The 18,464-nt window shown below is 52.6% G+C and carries 20 protein-coding genes and 1 pseudogene; 6 read left to right on the top strand and 15 right to left on the bottom strand.

All coding sequences use genetic code 11. From position 1 onward, the window contains the following. Positions 1 to 173 precede the first annotated feature (173 nt). The 4 genes from glmM to rlmE form a co-directional block, all read right to left on the bottom strand. Positions 174 to 1,508 carry a phosphoglucosamine mutase gene (gene glmM / locus AC1UKS_RS02735; RefSeq protein WP_013204021.1) on the bottom strand — a complete coding sequence of 445 codons (1,335 nt, stop codon included), beginning with the start codon at positions 1,506 to 1,508 and terminating at the stop codon, positions 174 to 176. Positions 1,509 to 1,512: 4 nt separating this feature from the next. After that, positions 1,513 to 2,349 carry a dihydropteroate synthase gene (folP, locus tag AC1UKS_RS02730; protein ID WP_482435622.1) on the bottom strand — a complete coding sequence of 279 codons (837 nt, stop codon included), beginning with the start codon at positions 2,347 to 2,349 and terminating at the stop codon, positions 1,513 to 1,515. Positions 2,350 to 2,464: 115 nt separating this feature from the next. Next, positions 2,465 to 4,399: an ATP-dependent zinc metalloprotease FtsH gene (ftsH, locus tag AC1UKS_RS02725; RefSeq protein ID WP_013204023.1), complete on the bottom strand. Its 1,935-nt coding sequence runs from the start codon at positions 4,397 to 4,399 to the stop codon at positions 2,465 to 2,467. 56 nt (positions 4,400 to 4,455) lie between these two features. Beyond that, positions 4,456 to 5,085, bottom strand: coding sequence for a 23S rRNA (uridine(2552)-2'-O)-methyltransferase RlmE (rlmE, locus tag AC1UKS_RS02720; RefSeq protein WP_053145041.1), 630 nt, complete (start codon positions 5,083 to 5,085; stop codon positions 4,456 to 4,458). A gap of 128 nt (positions 5,086 to 5,213) precedes the next feature. On the opposite strand from rlmE, the gene yhbY reads away from it, so the two are divergent. Beyond that, entirely contained in the window at positions 5,214 to 5,507 is a 294-nt protein-coding gene (gene yhbY / locus AC1UKS_RS02715) for a ribosome assembly RNA-binding protein YhbY (RefSeq protein WP_013204025.1), read from the top strand. A 125-nt stretch (positions 5,508 to 5,632) separates the two neighbouring features. Here yhbY and greA read toward each other — a convergent pair whose 3' ends face one another. Beyond that, entirely contained in the window at positions 5,633 to 6,109 is a 477-nt protein-coding gene (greA, locus tag AC1UKS_RS02710; RefSeq protein WP_013204026.1) for a transcription elongation factor GreA, read from the bottom strand. A 248-nt stretch (positions 6,110 to 6,357) separates the two neighbouring features. On the opposite strand from greA, the gene dacB reads away from it, so the two are divergent. The 3 genes from dacB to pmrB are packed head-to-tail and all read left to right on the top strand — an operon-like array spanning position 6,358 to position 9,511. After that, positions 6,358 to 7,791: a serine-type D-Ala-D-Ala carboxypeptidase gene (gene dacB / locus AC1UKS_RS02705; protein ID WP_106381975.1), complete on the top strand. Its 1,434-nt coding sequence runs from the start codon at positions 6,358 to 6,360 to the stop codon at positions 7,789 to 7,791. A gap of 5 nt (positions 7,792 to 7,796) precedes the next feature. Continuing rightward, entirely contained in the window at positions 7,797 to 8,459 is a 663-nt protein-coding gene (gene pmrA / locus AC1UKS_RS02700; protein WP_013204028.1) for a two-component system response regulator PmrA, read from the top strand. Continuing rightward, positions 8,456 to 9,511 (top strand): two-component system sensor histidine kinase PmrB, encoded by a 1,056-nt coding sequence (gene pmrB / locus AC1UKS_RS02695; protein WP_265909751.1) that lies wholly within the window; start codon positions 8,456 to 8,458, stop codon positions 9,509 to 9,511. Before pmrA ends, pmrB begins: the two co-directional genes overlap by 4 nt. 34 nt (positions 9,512 to 9,545) lie before the next feature. Here the strand turns inward: pmrB and AC1UKS_RS02690 are convergent. The 5 genes and pseudogenes from AC1UKS_RS02690 to rplU all read right to left on the bottom strand — a co-directional run. Next, positions 9,546 to 9,977 (bottom strand): annotated as a pseudogene (locus AC1UKS_RS02690) (TonB-dependent receptor domain-containing protein); the annotation flags it as partial. 192 nt (positions 9,978 to 10,169) lie between these two features. Then, complete coding sequence (fepB, locus tag AC1UKS_RS02685; RefSeq protein ID WP_482435621.1) at positions 10,170 to 11,150, bottom strand: Fe2+-enterobactin ABC transporter substrate-binding protein; 981 nt, start codon at positions 11,148 to 11,150, stop codon at positions 10,170 to 10,172. Positions 11,151 to 11,297: 147 nt separating this feature from the next. Further along, complete coding sequence (gene cgtA / locus AC1UKS_RS02680) at positions 11,298 to 12,485, bottom strand: Obg family GTPase CgtA (protein ID WP_265909755.1); 1,188 nt, start codon at positions 12,483 to 12,485, stop codon at positions 11,298 to 11,300. A gap of 329 nt (positions 12,486 to 12,814) precedes the next feature. Beyond that, on the bottom strand, positions 12,815 to 13,072 hold the full coding sequence (rpmA, locus tag AC1UKS_RS02675) for a 50S ribosomal protein L27 (RefSeq protein WP_013204035.1): 258 nt from the start codon (positions 13,070 to 13,072) through the stop codon (positions 12,815 to 12,817). A 15-nt stretch (positions 13,073 to 13,087) separates the two neighbouring features. After that, on the bottom strand, positions 13,088 to 13,399 hold the full coding sequence (gene rplU / locus AC1UKS_RS02670; protein WP_013204036.1) for a 50S ribosomal protein L21: 312 nt from the start codon (positions 13,397 to 13,399) through the stop codon (positions 13,088 to 13,090). Positions 13,400 to 13,653: 254 nt separating this feature from the next. Here rplU and ispB point away from each other — a divergent pair, with 254 nt between their 5' ends. After that, positions 13,654 to 14,625: an octaprenyl diphosphate synthase gene (ispB, locus tag AC1UKS_RS02665; protein WP_482435619.1), complete on the top strand. Its 972-nt coding sequence runs from the start codon at positions 13,654 to 13,656 to the stop codon at positions 14,623 to 14,625. A gap of 318 nt (positions 14,626 to 14,943) precedes the next feature. Then, a complete protein-coding gene (locus tag AC1UKS_RS02660) occupies positions 14,944 to 15,201 on the top strand; it encodes a helix-turn-helix domain-containing protein (RefSeq protein ID WP_106381969.1) in 258 nt (85 codons plus the stop codon). Between the two features lie 51 nt (positions 15,202 to 15,252). Here AC1UKS_RS02660 and murA read toward each other — a convergent pair whose 3' ends face one another. The 5 genes from murA to mlaD form a co-directional block, all read right to left on the bottom strand. Then, the gene (murA, locus tag AC1UKS_RS02655) at positions 15,253 to 16,515 is read right to left on the bottom strand and encodes a UDP-N-acetylglucosamine 1-carboxyvinyltransferase (RefSeq protein WP_013204039.1); all 1,263 of its coding nucleotides are present in this window, start codon (positions 16,513 to 16,515) and stop codon (positions 15,253 to 15,255) included. A 77-nt stretch (positions 16,516 to 16,592) separates the two neighbouring features. Beyond that, the gene (gene ibaG, locus AC1UKS_RS02650; RefSeq protein ID WP_013204040.1) at positions 16,593 to 16,847 is read right to left on the bottom strand and encodes a BolA family iron metabolism protein IbaG; all 255 of its coding nucleotides are present in this window, start codon (positions 16,845 to 16,847) and stop codon (positions 16,593 to 16,595) included. A gap of 124 nt (positions 16,848 to 16,971) precedes the next feature. Then, complete coding sequence (mlaB, locus tag AC1UKS_RS02645) at positions 16,972 to 17,268, bottom strand: lipid asymmetry maintenance protein MlaB (protein ID WP_013204041.1); 297 nt, start codon at positions 17,266 to 17,268, stop codon at positions 16,972 to 16,974. Next, positions 17,268 to 17,903, bottom strand: coding sequence for a phospholipid-binding protein MlaC (gene mlaC / locus AC1UKS_RS02640; RefSeq protein WP_013204042.1), 636 nt, complete (start codon positions 17,901 to 17,903; stop codon positions 17,268 to 17,270). Before mlaC ends, mlaB begins: the two co-directional genes overlap by 1 nt. Positions 17,904 to 17,914: 11 nt before the next feature. Next, entirely contained in the window at positions 17,915 to 18,463 is a 549-nt protein-coding gene (mlaD, locus tag AC1UKS_RS02635) for an outer membrane lipid asymmetry maintenance protein MlaD (RefSeq protein WP_106381966.1), read from the bottom strand. Position 18,464: the final 1 nt, after the last annotated feature.

Below are 18,464 nucleotides of genomic sequence, written 5' to 3'. Positions count from 1 at the left end.
ACCAGTTAGAGAGATAGCGTTGTCACTACCCATCAGAAGCGGGTGTGAATACTAACCAAAGCCGCCTGACTGCGCAAGGGCAATTTAGCACCAGGCATCTGATTGCGGAAAAAAACGGCAAATGAGCAACAACTTGCTGGTAAATCACTCATCTACCGCCCTTTTCTGGCTTATCAGACCGCTTTCACCGCATCGGCAATCCGGTGTGCCAGCGCCGTCACTTGCGCTTCATCTTCGCCTTCAACCATCACGCGGATTAGCGGTTCAGTCCCTGATTTACGCAGCAACACCCGCCCACGACCCTGCAGCTCTTTTTCGACTTCTGCAGTGACCGTTTTGACCGTTGCATCTTCCAGCGGATCGGTTGTTCCACTGAAGCGCACGTTAACGAGGATCTGTGGCAACAACTTCATGCCGCTACACAGATCGTGCAGAGTCATGTGGTTACGCACCATCGCAGTGAGTACCTGCAAACCTGCCACGATACCGTCACCGGTAGTGGTCTTGTCCAACAGGATCACGTGGCCGGAGTTTTCAGCGCCCAGACGCCAGCCTTTTTCCTGCAGTTTTTCCAGCACGTAGCGGTCGCCCACTTTTGCACGCGCAAACGGAATACCCAGTTGCTTAAGCGCCAGTTCAAGCCCCATGTTGCTCATCAGCGTCCCGACGACACCGCCGCGCAGTTGTCCCTGACGTAAGCCTTCACGGGCAATGATATACAGGATCTGATCACCGTCCACTTTATGGCCCAGATGGTCCACCATCATGATGCGATCGCCATCGCCATCATAGGCCAGCCCCACGTCTGCTTTCTCCGACAACACGCGTTCCTGCAGCTTGCGGACATCGGTGGCGCCACACTCTTTGTTGATGTTCATCCCATCAGGGTTAACACCAATGGTAATCACCGTCGCGCCGAGTTCACGCAGGACGTTTGGCGCGATGTGGTAGGTCGCACCGTTGGCGCAGTCCACCACAATCTTCATGCCATTCAGGCTGAGTTCGCTTGGGAAGGTACCTTTGCAAAACTCGATGTAGCGGCCAGCTGCATCGACAATGCGGCTGGCACGTCCCAGCTCTGCAGATTCTACGCAGGTGATCGGTTTCTCCATCTCCGCTTCGATCGCCTCTTCCACGTCATCTGGCAGCTTAGTGCCTTCGATGGAAAAGAATTTGATACCGTTATCGTCAAACGGATTGTGCGAAGCCGAAATGACAATCCCCGCTTCGGCACGGAAGGTTCTGGTCAGATAGGCAATGGCTGGGGTTGGCATCGGTCCCGTAAAGGCCGCCGATAATCCCGCTGCTGCCAGGCCTGCCTCAAGGGCTGACTCCAGCATGTAGCCAGAAATGCGCGTATCTTTACCGATGATAATTTTCTTTGAGCCATTGCGTGCCAGCACCTTACCCGCTGCCCAGCCAAGCTTCAGCACGAAGTCAGGTGTAATAGGAGACTCACCCACTTTGCCGCGGATGCCATCGGTACCAAAATACTTACGGTTACTCATAGCGTTACTCTTCCTTCGCTGACAGTGTTGCTTCGACGATGCGCATCGCTTCGACGGTTTCTTTAACATCATGAACGCGCAGGATGTGCGCGCCTTGCATCGCGGCGATTACCGCGCAGGCCAGACTGCCTGTCAGCCGCTGCGACGGGCCAACGTTCAGCAGTTGCCCAATCATACTTTTACGGGACATGCCGACCAGCAGTGGCAGGCCGAACCGGTGAAAATCAGCCAGATGGGCCAGCAACTGATAATTGTGGGACAGATTCTTACCGAAACCGAATCCCGGGTCGAGGATCAACTGCTCTTTTTTAATCCCGGCGGCTTCACATCTGGCGATGTGCTGCACAAAAAAGGCGTCCACATCCTGCAGCAGCTGGTTGTACTTCGGCGATTGTTGCATGGTGCCCGGCTCGCCCTGCATATGCATCAGACAGACAGGTAAGCCTGTTGCTGCCGCTGCTTCCAAAGCACCTGGCTCCTGCAGTGAACGGATATCATTGATGACATGCGCACCCGCATTGGCGGATTCCCGGATCACCTCTGCTTTGGAAGTATCGACCGAAATCCACACTTCAAAACGTTGAGAAATAGCCTCAACCACCGGAATAACCCGTTCCAGTTCCTGCTCAACACTGACTTCCGATGCGCCAGGACGCGTGGATTCGCCGCCAATATCAATAATGGTGGCACCGGCATTGATCATTTCGTTGGCATGGGTCAGCGCCTGGATCAAATCGTTATGCTTGCCGCCATCAGAGAAAGAATCCGGGGTCACATTCAGGATCCCCATCACATGAGGATGGGAAAGATCGAGGATGGTGTCTCTGGCGTAAAGCTTCATAACGGTAAGTCTCCAAACGGGTTCAGCAGGTCAGTAGGACCGGGTAATGAAATTGTAGATATAAAAAACCCCGGACAGCGCCGGGGTTTGGAGTGAGCTTAAACGAACAAGTAAATTACTTGTCGCCCAGCTGCTCTGACATGGTGTTACCAGGATTTGGCGTGCGCGGTTCATCAACCGGGCGCGGAGCCTTAGGCGTACCGTTGCTGTCAGAATTATTGGTGCTGCCCGGATCTTCCCAGCCCTGTGGTGGACGCACTTCACGGCGTGCCATCAGGTCATCGATCTGTGGAGCATCAATGGTTTCATACTTCATCAGCGCATCTTTCATCGCGTGAAGAATGTCCATGTTTTCGTTCAGAATACGACGTGCACGTTGGTAGTTACCTTCAACCAGTGATTTCACTTCCTGGTCAATGATACGTGCGGTCTCATCAGACATGTGCTTCGCTTTAGCCACTGAACGACCGAGGAATACTTCACCCTCTTCTTCAGCATACAAAAGCGGGCCCAGTTTCTCTGAGAAGCCCCATTGCGTTACCATGTTACGCGCTATTGAGGTGGCTACCTTGATGTCGTTAGAAGCACCGGTAGAAACACGCTCAACACCGTAGATGATCTCTTCTGCCAGACGGCCACCGTAAAGGGTAGAAATCTGACTTTCCAGTTTCTGACGGCTGGCGCTGATCGCGTCGCCTTCAGGCAGGAAGAAGGTCACACCTAATGCACGGCCACGAGGAATGATGGTCACTTTGTGCACCGGATCATGCTCCGGCACCAGGCGACCAATGATCGCGTGACCAGCTTCGTGGTAGGCCGTCGACTCTTTCTGCGATTCTGTCATCACCATGGAGCGACGTTCCGCACCCATCATGATCTTGTCTTTCGCTTTTTCGAACTCAACCATCGACACAACACGTTTGTTACCACGGGCAGCAAACAACGCAGCTTCGTTGACCAGGTTAGCCAAATCGGCGCCTGAGAAGCCCGGCGTACCACGAGCAATAACGGATGCTTCAATGTCGGTCGCTAATGGAACGCGACGCATATGCACTTTCAGGATCTGCTCACGGCCACGAACGTCTGGCAAGCCTACAACAACCTGACGGTCAAAGCGGCCTGGACGCAGCAGCGCCGGGTCAAGTACGTCTGGACGGTTAGTCGCGGCGATGACGATGATACCTTCATTACCTTCAAAACCATCCATCTCTACCAGCATCTGGTTCAACGTCTGCTCACGTTCATCGTGACCGCCGCCTAAACCAGCGCCACGCTGACGACCGACTGCATCGATCTCATCGATAAAGATGATGCAAGGCGCGGCTTTCTTGGCTTGTTCAAACATGTCGCGGACACGGGATGCACCCACACCCACGAACATTTCAACGAAGTCAGAACCGGAGATCGTGAAGAAAGGCACTTTAGCTTCACCGGCGATTGCTTTCGCCAGCAGCGTTTTACCGGTACCCGGAGGCCCGACCATCAGAACGCCTTTCGGAATTTTACCGCCCAGTTTCTGGAAACGGCTTGGCTCACGCAGGTATTCAACCAGCTCAGCCACTTCGTCTTTTGCTTCGTCGCAACCGGCAACATCAGCGAAGGTAGTCTTGATCTGATCTTCCGTCAGCATGCGGGCTTTGCTTTTACCAAAGGACATTGCCCCTTTGCCGCCCCCGCCCTGCATCTGGCGCATGAAGAAGATCCAGACACCAATAAGCAATAGCATTGGGAACCATGAGATGAAGATCGACGCCAACAGGCTCGGTTCTTCTGGCGGTTCGCCAACTACTTTCACGTTTTTAGTCAACAGGTTATCAAGCAACTTGGGATCGTTGACAGGAATGTAAGTCGTGTATTTGTTGCTGTCTTTTTTGACAACGTTGATTTCACGCCCGTTAATACGTGCCTCGCGGACCTGATCCTGGTTCACTTCTGACAGGAAGGTTGAATAGTCAACCCTACGGCCATTCGACTCGCTGGGCCCAAAGCTTTGGAATACAGACATCAGCACGACCGCGATGACTAACCAAAGAATTAGGTTTTTCGCCATGTCACTCAAGGGGATTAACCTCTTATTACAACTGTGTTAACAGACAGCGTAGGGTACTATAGTTTGCGCCCTGTCGCTACAATGTACACTTCACGCGAACGAGAGCGCGAAGCGTCCGGCTTACGAATTTTTACTTTCGTAAACAGGGAGCGAATTTCCCGGAGGTAATCTTCAAAGCCATCTCCCTGAAACACTTTTACTAAAAAACTGCCGCCAGGTGCCAATACATCACGACACATTTCCAGTGCAAGCTCAACTAAATACATTGCACGTGGAATATCAACTGCTGGCGTTCCTGTCATGTTGGGAGCCATATCGGACATCACAACCTGTACTTTGTTGTCACCTACGCGTTCCAGCAACGCCTTCATGACCAGTTCATCACGAAAATCGCCCTGAAGGAAATCGACACCGGCGATAGGATCCATCGGCAGGATATCACAACCAATAACACGACCCTTTGACCCAATCTGCGTTACCACATATTGAGACCAACCCCCGGGTGCAGCACCCAGATCGACGACGGTCATGCCAGGTTTGAACAGCTTGTCACCTTGCTGTATTTCATCGAGTTTAAACCAGGCGCGAGAACGCAGCCCTTTTTTCTGTGCCTGAAGCACATATTTATCGCTAAAGTGTTCCTGCAGCCAGCGGCTGGAACTGGCCGAACGCTTTTTACCAGTCATACAATTTCCAACTATGATTCAACGCATGCGATAAATAAACCGCGCAAATCAGCAAAGCCGATTTGGTGATACACCAGAGATGGCGGTAGAATGACCCGTTTTCAATCCCAATGTAAGTAAAAAATACGATGAATCTGAGTACCAAACAAAAACAGCACCTGAAAGGACTGGCCCATCCGCTGAAGCCCGTTGTTATGCTGGGCAACAATGGTTTGACCGAAGGGGTGCTAGCCGAGATCGAACAAGCACTGGAGCACCACGAGCTCATCAAAGTGAAAATCGCCACGGAAGACCGTGAAACGAAAGCACTGGTTGTTGAGGCTATCGTGCGCGAAACCAAAGCAGCAAACGTGCAGGTTATCGGCAAGATGCTGGTACTGTACCGTCCAACGAAGGAACGCAAGATCTCCCTTCCGCGCTGAGGATCAGGTAACAATACTGAAACTTAGACCGGAGAAGGTGACACGCTCCTGATGTTGATAAAAGGCCGCATAGCGGCCTTTTTCCTTTCTTTACAATACGCGTGATAGTTTCAGCGTAGCAGAAATCAGAGATATTCTATCTTCAAAATCTCATACTCGACGTCGCCGCCGGGTGTTTTCACGATCGTCACATCATCAACTTCTTTGCCAATCAGGCCACGCGCCATTGGCGAGTTCACAGAAATCAGATTTTGCTTAAAATCAGCCTCATCATCGCCCACGATGCGATAAGTCGACTCTTCGTCAGTATCCAGGTTCAATACCTTGACGGTTGAACCGAAGATCACCCGACCGTTCGCGTTCATTTTGGTAACGTCGATGACCTGAGCATTAGACAGTTTTGCCTCGATCTCCTGGATACGACCTTCACAGAAGCCCTGCTCTTCACGCGCTGCGTGATACTCAGCGTTTTCTTTTAAGTCGCCGTGCTCACGTGCGTCTGCAATTGAGGCAATAATTCGGGGGCGTTTAATGGTTTTCAGCTCTTCCAGCTCTTCGCGCAGTTTGTCCGCGCCCCTTAACGTCATCGGAATCTGATTCATCTCAATACCTCGTAAACTCTGTCCTGTGCAAAATTTCGTCATCCTGACAGGTTCATGCAGAAAAAGCGTTCTGCGGCGCTTGCCACTGAATTTCAAACGAAACAAACCAGACCCAAAGGGAAGCTCAGGGCCTGGAGGTTTTGCATTTTGATACGTATTTTAACCCAGAGTTCCTTATGGGTCATCGTTTACTTTCCACAACGATGCACCGTAGTATGTCAGCATCACCTGTCAGTAAACGCGAGATTATGCGATTTTCACGAATTGTTACCGGTTTAGCCTGCGCATTTATGCTGAATGCCCACGCTGCTTCGGTTGAAGACTACACCCAATATTTACCTGATGGCGCAAATCTGGCGCTGATTGTGCAGAAAATAGGCGCAACCACGCCTTCAATTGACTACCACAGTAAACAGATGGCGCTGCCGGCCAGTACGATGAAAGTGTTAACCGCCCTGGCGGCGTTGCTTCAGCTTGGCCCGGACTACCGTTTTCATACGCAACTGGAAAGCAAAGGCACCATTAATGATGGCACGCTGCAAGGCGATCTGGTGGCCCGTTTTGGTGGCGATCCGACGCTGACGCGTCAGGACTTGCGCAATATGGTGACCACGCTGAAAAAGCAGGGTGTGAAGCATATCCAGGGCAATTTGGTGATTGATACGTCGGTATTTGCCAGCCACGACGAAGCCCCAGGCTGGCCGTGGAATGACCTGACGCAGTGCTTTAGTGCGCCGCCAGCCGCTGCCATTGTTGACCGTAACTGCTTCTCGGTATCGCTCTACAGCGCACCGAATCCGGGTGACAAGGCGTTTATTCGCGTGGCCTCCTATTATCCGGTCAGTATGTTTAGCCAGGTGCGAACGCTGGCGAAAGGCTCGCCGGATGCACAGTATTGTGAGCTGGATGTGGTGCCAGGCGAATTAAACCGCTTCACCCTGACTGGATGTATGACCCAGCGTGCCGAACCCTTGCCGCTGGCCTTTGCTATTCAGGATGGCGCTAGCTATGCCGGTGCCCTGCTAAAAGCGGAGTTGCAGGCAGCCGATATCGATTATTCCGGCCATTTACTGCGTCAGACTCAGGTCACGCAGCCAGCTAACGTGCTGGCAGAAACACAGTCTGCACCCTTACACGATCTGCTGAAGATCATGTTGAAGAAGTCGGACAATATGATTGCCGATACCGTGTTCCGCACCATTGGACATGAGCGATTTGGCGTCCCTGGCACCTGGCGCGCCGGCTCTGATGCCGTGCGTCAGATTTTGAAGCAAAAGGCGAATGTCGATCTGGGCAACAGCATTCAGGTAGACGGTTCGGGGCTTTCACGGCACGATTTGATTTCCCCGGCGACCATGATGCAAGCGTTACAATACATTGCACAAAATGATCAACAGCTGAATTTCATTTCCATGTTGCCTCTCGCAGGCTACGACGGAACGTTACGCTATCGCGGTGGTCTTCATGAAGCAGGCGTCGACGGAAAGGTATCCGCCAAGACCGGTTCATTGCAGGGTGTGTATAACCTTGCTGGCTTTATGACGACAGCCAGCGGGCAGCGCGTGGCATTCGTCCAGTATCTTTCTGGCTATGCCGTTCCGCCGGAAGATCAGCGTCAGCGACGTATTCCGCTGGTCCGCTTTGAGAGCCGGCTTTATAAGGATGTTTACCAAAATAACTGACAATTATGAAACTACTGGTTGTTGAAGATGATGCTTTGCTGTTGGGCGGACTGGTTCAGGCGCTGACGACTGAAGGGTATGCGGTGGATGCGGCTAAGAATGGCGCTGAAGCCTGTGCTCTGCTGCAAAGCGGCCAGTACAGCCTGATTGTTCTCGATCTTGGGTTGCCGGATCGGGACGGCAGGCAGCTGCTGCGGCAGTGGCGTAAAGAGACTATCGATCTGCCGGTGCTGATCCTCACCGCCCGTGATGCCTTAGAGGATCGGGTTGATGGACTGGATGCCGGTGCCGATGATTATCTGGTTAAACCCTTCGCGCTGGCCGAATTGAAGGCCAGAGTTCGGGCTTTGATTCGCCGTTATCAGGGACGCAGCGATAACCTGCTGCAACAGGGCGATCTCTCCCTCAACCTGTCTTCTCAGCAAGTCTATATAGACAATCAGCCTGTTGAGCTGACGCCGAAAGAGTTTGCGCTGCTGACCCGTTTATTGATGCGCATCAGCCAGACGGTGCATCGTGAAACGCTGCAACAAGACCTTTATAGCTGGCAAGATGATACCGGCTCTAACACGCTTGAGGTGCATATCCACAACTTGCGCCGCAAGCTGGGCAAAGACCGCATCAAGACGGTGCGTGGCGTGGGATATCGTCTGGAAGAACGCACTTGAATAGTATGCGTCGGCGTTTGCTGATTATGCTGGCATTGATCCTGCTGTCCTGTCAGATGATGAGCGCAGCCTGGCTGTGGCATGAAAGCCGCGAACAGATCAGTTTCCTGGTTAACGAAACGCTCTCTGCTCACGCCCGCAATGAGCGAGTCGAAAATGAAATCCGCGAAGCGATAGCCTCACTGTTACTGCCTTCCGTGGTGATGGTCTGCTTCACGCTACTACTCTCTTTCTGGGCGATCAGCTGGATCATTCGCCCGTTGAAGTCACTGCAGAACAGCTTGTCTGAACGCTCTGCCGATAATCTCACACCGCTGCCTAATTTCTCTGACATGGATGAAATTGCTGCAGTGACCCGCGCCCTGAACCAGTTATTGGGCAGGCTCGATCATACCTTGCAGCAAGAGCGGCTTTTCACCGCTGATGCGGCACATGAGCTGCGCACACCGTTAGCCGGATTACGGCTTCACCTTGAACTGCTGGAGCAACAGGGTGTTACCCAGGGTCCGATGTTAGTGAAACGCATCGACCAGCTCATGCATGTTATTGAGCAACTGCTGATGCTATCCCGTGCAGGTCAGGCTCTGGCCGGTGGCCATTATCAGGTGGTCAGCTGGGAAAGTGTCTTCCAGCCATTGCAGCAGGAAATGGTTGAGATGCTATTGCTGCGCCAGCAGACGCTGGAGGTCTCAGGTGACCTGTCTCTTGAAGCTGAAGGCGATGCCGTTCTGTTGCGACTGATGGTGCGTAATTTGCTTGAGAATGCTTCGAGATACAGCCCGGAAGGCAGCCATATCAGTCTGTTGGCAGAAAGTGAAAACGGCGGCAGCCGTTTCACTGTCAGAGATGAAGGGCCAGGTATTGATCCTGAAGCTGCAGCCGACCTGACAAAAGCGTTTCGCAGGATGGATCAACGTTATGGCGGTAGTGGGTTAGGACTGAATATTGTGCTGCGCATCGCGCAGATCCATCACGGTGAGTTGCGATTGACCAATCGTGACGACCGAAGTGGGCTCAATGCCACCTGCTGGTTGCCGCACAATCTGAACTAGCCGTGGTGGGGAGCCGTCACCACCTCCACTATCCTCAGAAATGCGTATTCAGGCCCATATACCAGGTCCGCCCAGATTCGTTATAGGTGTTCGCCCCTGCGCCATACATATACGCATTGGTCGTGGCGTTACCGGTTGTTTGTGCATTCCCTTCCCTGAAATGACGTTTATCCAGTACGTTATCCACGCCGAGGGTGACGCTCACGTATTTGTTCACATCGTAGGTACCGCTCAAGCCCACGATGGAGTAGGGACTGACCGTCGATTGCTCCGTACCGCTGACTGACTCTCCCTTGTAGTTATATTTTTTCGGCGTCTGCCGACCATACCAGGTCAGAGTGCTTTGCAGGGAAAGCGCGTCTGTGGCCTGCCAGGCCAGCGTCGAGTTCAGGGTATATTCCGGGATGATTGATAAGCGGTCGCCTGTCGTTTTATTGTTGCTTTGCAGCATATAGGTCAGGTTGTTGAAGGCATTGCCGGAATGCCCGGACAACGCATTGCACTGGATGCAGGCTGGCATGAGAAAATCATTCTTGAGTCGAACCGCCAGCTATATCCCCTGCTGGTCGATGCTGGCCTGGATGTGCGCTTTCGGGAGATTGACGGCGGTCATGATGCCCTCTGCTGGCGCGGAGGGATCACGGACGGACTTAAGTGGTTATGGTCGGACTCCGTGAGCAGCGAATAGCTCAGTAAGTCGCGTCAGAAGATGGCTTGCACTGTAGTAATCAAGGCGGAAGCTGTCATTCCCCAGGGTATACACCTGCTGGTGCTGAACGGCAGGTGACGCCGCCAATAGAGGCGCAGACAGCAGTGCCAATTTGCCAGATTGATCGGCGGCAAACATCAACACAGATTGCCCATTGATCCCCGTCACCAGGCTCTCGCCACTGAGTTGGATAATGTCTTTGCGTTGCAATCTCCGTTGCGCCTGAGCCAGTTCAGCGGGCACCGTGGCCAGGGTAAACCCCAATGATTCCAGCAATTGTCCCTGCGCAGAGTCGCGGGTCCAGAGATTAGCGGCCTGAGTCTGTGGATTGAACACCAGCGCAGAGACGGGCTGCGGTGGCAATACTATTGCCTCTTTGACGGCAGCGACCCGTCTGGCAAATGACTGAATAGAAGCCTCCGCTTCAGTCTCCTTTCCGATAGCTTTTGCAAGCTGTCGCTCTGTTTGCTGCCAGCTCTGCTGGTCGTAATTAATCACCAGCGTGGGTGCAATCAGCGAAAGGCGGTCATACAGCGTGACAGCTGAGTCTTTTCCCGTTGCGCTGACCACGATCAAATCAGGATCCTGCGCGGCGATGGCTTCCAGACTGGCTTCCCCTGTGGGTAACGTTTTAACCCCTCTGGCTCTGGCAATATCGCCCCATTGACGAAAGAACCCCCGATCATCGGCAAGCCGTTTTCCTGGCTGAGTTACCCCGCTGGCGATAACCGGGGCTTCAATCGCCAGTAATGAGCCGGTGAGCGTCACGCTGGTTGAAACAATACGTCGCGGTTGCTGCTTAAGCACAACATCCCCCTTTGAGGTCGAAAGATGGCGCGGCCAGTCAGGACGGGCATCAGCCTGGGCGAGAATGGGGATCATAAGCAGGCTGAACAGTAGCGGGCAACGCGTGAGGAAGGCAGAGGTCATTATCAGGCTCGTTGGTAAAGCGCCGATGTCAAAACATGGCAAATCGAAGGATGGCAAAGATGATAATAATTATCTTTACCATTTAAAAGACTTAATTGCCCGAGCTTCAGACATTAAAAAAGGACACCGGGGTGTCCTTTTTCTGAATTAACGCTTGTAGATGATTTCGACGCCTTCGTCGTCCTCTTCATCCCAGTCGTCATCCCAGTCGTCGTCTTCCACTTCAACAGCTGATTCTGCTTCAGCTTCTTCAAGTTGCTGGCGATGATAGTCATCCCACATGAACTCGACTTTCTCAGGCTGCTTCTGTGCTTCTTCCGCTTCTTTTGGATTGGCGTTGATAAAGGACATCACATCCCAACACAATGGCGTTACGCCAGTACGGTTGGCAGCAGAGATCAGATAGTATTTATCTGTCCAGCCCAGCGCATCAGCAATCGCTTTCGCACGAGCTTCCGCTTCTTCTGCATCCAGCAGGTCAACTTTGTTAAACACTAACCAGCGCGGTTTGTTGAACAGCTTCTCGCTGTATTTTTCCAACTCACCGAGGATGATGCGGGCATTTTCAATCGGATCGGATTCGTCAATTGGCGCCAGATCGATGGTGTGTAACAGTACACGGCAGCGCTCAAGGTGCTTCAGGAAGCGAATACCCAGACCCGCGCCATCAGATGCCCCTTCGATCAGACCCGGGATATCGGCGATCACGAAGCTCTGTTCAGTGTCCATACGAACCACGCCGAGGCTTGGTACCAGCGTGGTAAACGGATAGTCAGCCACTTTTGGTTTCGCGGCGGACACCGCACGGATAAAGGTCGATTTACCGGCATTCGGCAAACCAAGCATACCCACGTCAGCCAGCAGCATCAGTTCCAGCTGGATATCACGCACTTCACCCTTGGTCCCCATCGTTTTCTGACGAGGAGAACGGTTTACGGAGGATTTGAAGCGGGAGTTGCCCAGACCATGCCAGCCGCCTTTCGCGACCATCTGGATCTGACCATGCGTCATCATGTCGCCCAGCGTCTCGCCAGTGCCCTGATCGATGATACGGGTGCCGACCGGCACTTTAATAATAATGTCCTGACCACGTTTGCCGGTACAATCACGGCTCTGACCATTCTGGCCACGCTCTGAACGGAAAGATTTTTCGAAACGGTAGTCAATCAGGGTATTGAGGTTTTCATCGGCCTGCATGTAGACATCGCCGCCGTCACCACCGTCGCCGCCGTCCGGACCGCCTCTTGGGATATATTTCTCACGACGGAAGCTGACGCAGCCATTGCCGCCATCGCCCGCAGCGACGAGTATCGTCGCTTCATCAACAAACTTCATGTTACTTCTCCGTAAATCATTCGCCCGACGCTGGCAAGGTGACGCGTGTCCGGGAGTGATCCGCCGTAGCAAGCTGGTGTGCCTGATGACGGAAACTGGGTTTCTGGCGCCGCAAAAGCTGTCTTCACGTCGATTCCAGAAAGGAGATCCGCCTCAAGACATCGTGCAGCTGAATATAAAGTGTACAGCAAAAATGACCTTTGCTGTGCCCCCTCAGACGTAATTACGCCGGGGCAGAACGCAGAATGTAAAAAGCCCCGCAATCATAGCGGGGCTTTTAGATTCGCTGCTGAAAGCGGTATCAGGTACCGCTTTCAGGCACGAAAACCTTACTCAGCAACGATGCTGATGTATTTACGGTTGTTCGGGCCTTTCACTTCGAACTGGACCTTGCCGTTTGCAGTTGCAAACAGAGTGTGGTCACGGCCGCAGCCTACGTTGGTGCCCGCATGGAATTTGGTTCCACGCTGACGAACGATGATGCTACCTGCCAGAACAGATTCGCCGCCGAAACGCTTAACGCCAAGGCGTTTTGCATTGGAATCGCGACCATTTCGAGTGGAGCCGCCAGCTTTCTTGTGTGCCATTTGTCAGATCTCCTCTTACGCGCTGATGCCAGTGATCTTCACGTCAGTAAACCACTGACGGTGACCCTGCTGCTTACGGTAATGCTTACGACGACGGAACTTAACAATCTTGATCTTGTCGCCGCGACCATGAGCAATAATTTCTGCCTTGATCAAGCCACCTGAAACTAAAGGCGCGCCAATTGACACATCTTCACCGTTGGCAATCATCAGAACCTGGTCGAATTCAATCGTTTCGCCGGTTGCGATGTCCAGCTTTTCCAGGCGAACGGTCTGACCTTCGCTTACTCGGTGTTGTTTACCACCACTTTGGAAAACCGCGTACATATAAACTCCGCTTTCGCGCTTGCCGTCTTAGTTTCAGGCTGCGCTATAAATATTCACAATAGGGCGCGAATTCTACGCAACTTCCAGGATAATGACAAGTGCCTGATGCGGGGTATTGCAGAAAAAAAACGCTAAGCGAATGCAATTGTTTCGTTGCGCTGATTTTCCAGTACAATCTGTAATACATAACCTGCCGCAGGCACGGGTAAAGACGCTTATCATAGCAGCATACTGAGCAATAGCTGAACAGACTGATGAACTTAGAACAGATAACCGAACTCACCGCGCAAGATATGGCGGACGTCAACGCAACTATCCTCGAACAGCTGAACTCTGAGGTCTCCCTCATTAATCAGTTGGGTTACTACATCATCAGTGGTGGAGGCAAACGCATCCGTCCGATGATCGCTGTTTTAGCGGCTCGCGCCGTTAATTACACAGGGAAACAGCATGTTACCATAGCAGCCCTGATCGAATTTATTCACACGGCCACGCTCCTGCACGACGATGTGGTGGATGAATCAGACATGCGTCGCGGCAAAGCCACGGCCAATGCTGCTTTTGGTAACGCGGCCAGCGTGCTGGTTGGCGACTTCATTTACACCCGTGCTTTCCAGATGATGACTAGCCTCGGATCGCTCCGGGTACTGGCGCTGATGTCTGAAGCAGTTAACGTTATCGCTGAAGGTGAAGTTCTGCAGCTCATGAACTGCAACGACCCGGATATCACCGAAGAAAGCTACATGCGGGTGATTTACAGCAAAACCGCCCGTCTGTTTGAAGCGGCGGCCCAATCTTCAGCCATCCTTGCTGAGGCTGTGCCAGAGCAGGAAAAAGCGCTGCAGGACTATGGCCGCTTCATTGGCACCGCTTTCCAGCTAATCGACGATCTGCTGGATTACAGCGCCGATGGTAAAACGCTCGGTAAAAATGTCGGTGATGACCTGAGTGAAGGCAAGCCTACCCTGCCGCTGCTGCATGCGATGCACAATGGTACCCCTGAACAATCCCAGATGATCCGCGAAGCGATTGAACAGGGTAACGGCCGCCATTTATTGGAACCTGTTCTGGAAACCATGCGCCAATGTGGCTCTCTGGAATGGACGCGTCAGGCCGCTGAGCATGAAGCGGATAAAGCCATTTCGGCGCTTAAAGTACTGCCTGAATCACCCTGGCGCAGTGCGCTTGAAGCACTGGCTCACATGTCAGTCCAGCGCGAATACTAGTCTTTATAAGCGCGGGAAACCGCGCTCTGCCCCCTTTTTTCAGCCCTTTACGTCTGCATTCATCCTCCATCCCTGTTTGCTTGATACCTTTCGCAGTTAACCGGTCAAAACGCCTGCAACTTATGCGTTCCCTCGCAAAAAGTCACCTCAACATTTAGAAAATACTGGAAATAAAGTTCCTGAAGTTGTTATAAATGCTTCGCGGTGTATTGCGGCTACGAGCAGTCAAAGCAGGCACTGTTTCCAAACATAGCTATGCAGCTCAGCCGTTAATAAAGGAATGTCATAAGAAGTCAGGTGTACATGGAGGAGGCACAAATGGTCAAATTTAAAGATGACTGGCACAACGCAGACATTATTGCGAGCCTGCGCAAAAAGGGAACCAGTCTGGCAGGGGTTTCACGAGATGCTGGACTCTGCTCATCGACACTCGCCAATGCGCTATTTCGTCCCTGGCCAAAAGGTGAGTGGCTGATTGCGGATGCGCTGCAAGTTCATCCCGCCGAGATATGGCCAAGCCGCTATTACCATCCCATCACGAAAAAGCTTATCGACCGCAAAGGACTGATGAGGTAATAAAAAAAGGCGGTAGTTTCCTACCGCCTTTCATTGCTGAGGACGAAAAAATTACTCTTCGCCGCTCACGCGCTCAATGTTCGCGCCCAGCGCCTTCAGTTTATCTTCGATGTGCTCATAGCCACGGTCGATATGATAAATACGATCAACAATTGTGGTGCCTTCTGCGATACAACCTGCCAGAACCAGGCTGGCCGACGCACGCAGATCGGTCGCCATCACCTGAGCTCCGGAGAGCTTCTCAACACCATGACAAATCGCGGTGTTGCTCTCTATCTCCGCATGCGCGCCCATACGGATCAGCTCTGGGATGTGCATAAAGCGGTTTTCGAAGATGGTCTCGGTAATCACACCGGTGCCTTCTGCCACCAGATTCAGCAAGCTGAACTGAGCCTGCATATCCGTTGGGAAGCCCGGATGCGGCGCAGTGCGGAAGTTGACTGCTTTAGGCCGTTTGCCATGCATATCCAGACTGATCCAGTCCGGACCGGTTTGAATTTCTGCACCGGCTTCACGCAGCTTAGCCAGTACGGCATCCAGAGTGTCCGGCTGAGTGGCATGACAAAGGACTTTTCCGCCAGAAATCGCCGCAGCAATCAGGAAGGTTCCCGTTTCAATACGGTCGGGCAGGACGCGGTAAACTCCGCCGCCCAGACGCTCAACGCCTTCAATGGTAATACGGTCGCTGCCGGCACCGGTGATTTTCGCACCTAAGGTGTTCAGGAAGTTCGCGGTGTCCACAATTTCTGGCTCGCGCGCAGCATTCTCGATGACCGTCGTACCGGTAGCCAGTGTGGCTGCGCTCATGATGGTTACGGTCGCGCCAACGCTGACCTTATCCATCACGATATGCGCGCCTTTCAGACGGCCATCGACGGACGCTTTCACATAGCCTTCTTCAAGTTTGATCTCAGCGCCCAGCTGTTCCAGACCGGTAATGTGCAGGTCAACAGGGCGGGCACCGATGGCGCAACCACCAGGCAGAGAAACCTGCCCCTGACCAAAACGGGCCACCAGCGGGCCAAGCGCCCAGATGGAAGCGCGCATGGTTTTCACCAGATCATAAGGTGCGCAGTAGATATTGACGTCACTGGCATCCAGATGCACAGAACCGTTACGCTCAGCCTTAACACCCAGCTGGCTTAACAGCTTCATGGTGGTATCGATGTCCTTCAGTTTCGGGACATTCTGAATCTCTACAGGCTCTTCCGCCAGCAGAGCGGCGAACAGGATCGGCAGCGCAGCGTTTTTTGCGCCGGAAATAGTGACTTCCCCGCTTAAACGGGTCGGACCCTGCACACGAAATTTATCCATTGCACCAGCTCTCTTTTAAAAAAATAAAGGTCTGTTCGCCTCACCACGATCTTGCGCGGTGACCACAGCGAAGCAGCTTAAAAACCGTTTAACTTACGGTCGCGCGCCCACTCTTCAGGGGTAAATGTTTTGATTGAAACGGCATGCATGCGGTTGTCAGCGATATACGCCATCAGCGGTGCATAGACAGTCTGCTGTTTTTTGACCCGGCTGAGATCGGCAAACAGTTCGCCTACCGCGATAACCTGAAAATGGCTGCCATCGCCAGTAACGTGGACTTCCTGCAACGGTAACGCGCCCATCAGCACGGATTGAATTTCACTAGTTTCCATGAGGCTTCTAAATTTAATAGATGATAAACAGGCACACATATTAGTGGAAAGTGCCGCTATCTTAAACAAGCAAAAAGCCCCTGACGGTGCAGGGGCTCTTTCTGTTCAGTTTCCGCCAGGCATTTTATCCGCGGGAAACAATGATCTGCTGCAAGTTATACAGGGTAATCAACGAATGAAGTTTATCGTTGATGCCCGTAAATTGGGGCGCTTTGCCCTGTTGTAATGCTATCTGCCGCAGATGAACCAGCAGCGCCAGCCCAGCCGAATCAACCCGATCCAGTTCAGAAACGTCGATTGTATCGATCTGTTTCATTACCGTCTCGCGCTGCTTCCAGAGCGCTAACAGGGTTTCGCGCTGCAGTTCGCCGGACAAATGTAACTGGTTCGCCTCAAGACGCCAGCTCAGTTGATCGCTCATTACTGCTGTTTATCCAACGTGATGGGCTGCTTAGCGTAAGACTTCAGCTGCTCGGTCAGGCCATCGATGCCCTTCTGACGCAGCGTGTCGCTCCACTCATTTTGCTTAGTGGTAATCATGCTTACCCCTTCAGCAATCATGTCATACGCCTGCCAGTCGCCGCTGCGGCTGTTTTTGCGCCACTGGAAGTCCAGACGCACAGGGGGACGACCGTTCGGATCAACAATGGTGACGCGAATTGCGATAATGGTTTTGTCTGCATAGGATTGCTCAGGAGCAATCTGGTAAGTCTGCCCGTTATACAGCGCCAGCGCCTGACCATAGGCCTGTGCCAGATAATCACCAAAGGCTTTGAAGTACGCATCGCGCTGCGCAGGCGTCGCATCTTTGTAATAACGACCTAACACCAACGCGCCGGCGTATTTGATTTGCACATACGGCAACAGCTCTTCACGCACGATCTGACGCAGATAGTCAGGATCCTGTTTGATTTTAGGCTGTTCGGTCTTCAGCCGGGTGAAGGTTTTCCCTGCTGCTTCGTTCATCAGCTGATAAGGATTGGTTTGATCTGCTGCCGCATTGGCTGCAACCGGGGCAATAACCAGCATTGCCATCATCAGGAAACGTTTAAACATGGCTTGTCCTCTTATGGTGTAGTCGTAGCCGCCGGCGCGGGTTGCCCGTTAGCTTCCGGTGCCGCCGACGAATCATCTTTCTTGTCATTACCATTGCCGCTCTTATACAAGAACTGGCCAATCAGGTCTTCCAGCACCATCGCCGATTTGGTGTCCTGAATGGTGCTGCCATCTTTAAGCATAGCGGTTCCCATATCGGGATCGTCAAAACCGACATTCAGCGCCAGGAATTGCTCCCCCAACAGACCGGAGGTTCTGATCGCCAGCGAGCTGGTGTCAGGCAGTTGATTATATTGGTCTTCGATATCCATCGTAACGCGCGGCGAGTAAGTTTTTGGATCAAGTTCAATGTCGGATACCCGACCAATCACCACACCGCCCACTTTGACCGGTGACCCGCTTTTCAGACCGCCAATATTGTCGAAAGTCGCATAGAGTTTCCAGGTTGGCGTGCTGCCCAGCGATTGCAAATCTGCCACGCGCAGGCAAAGAAACAGTGCCGCAAACAGCGCCAGTAATAAAAACACACCTACCCAAATTTCGCTTTTTTTCGTTTGCATT

Source organism: Erwinia sp. AK-PDG3-5, assembly GCF_056821705.1.
The sequence above is the reverse complement of the archived record's forward strand: the minus strand, read 5'-3'. Positions and strand labels throughout refer to the sequence as shown.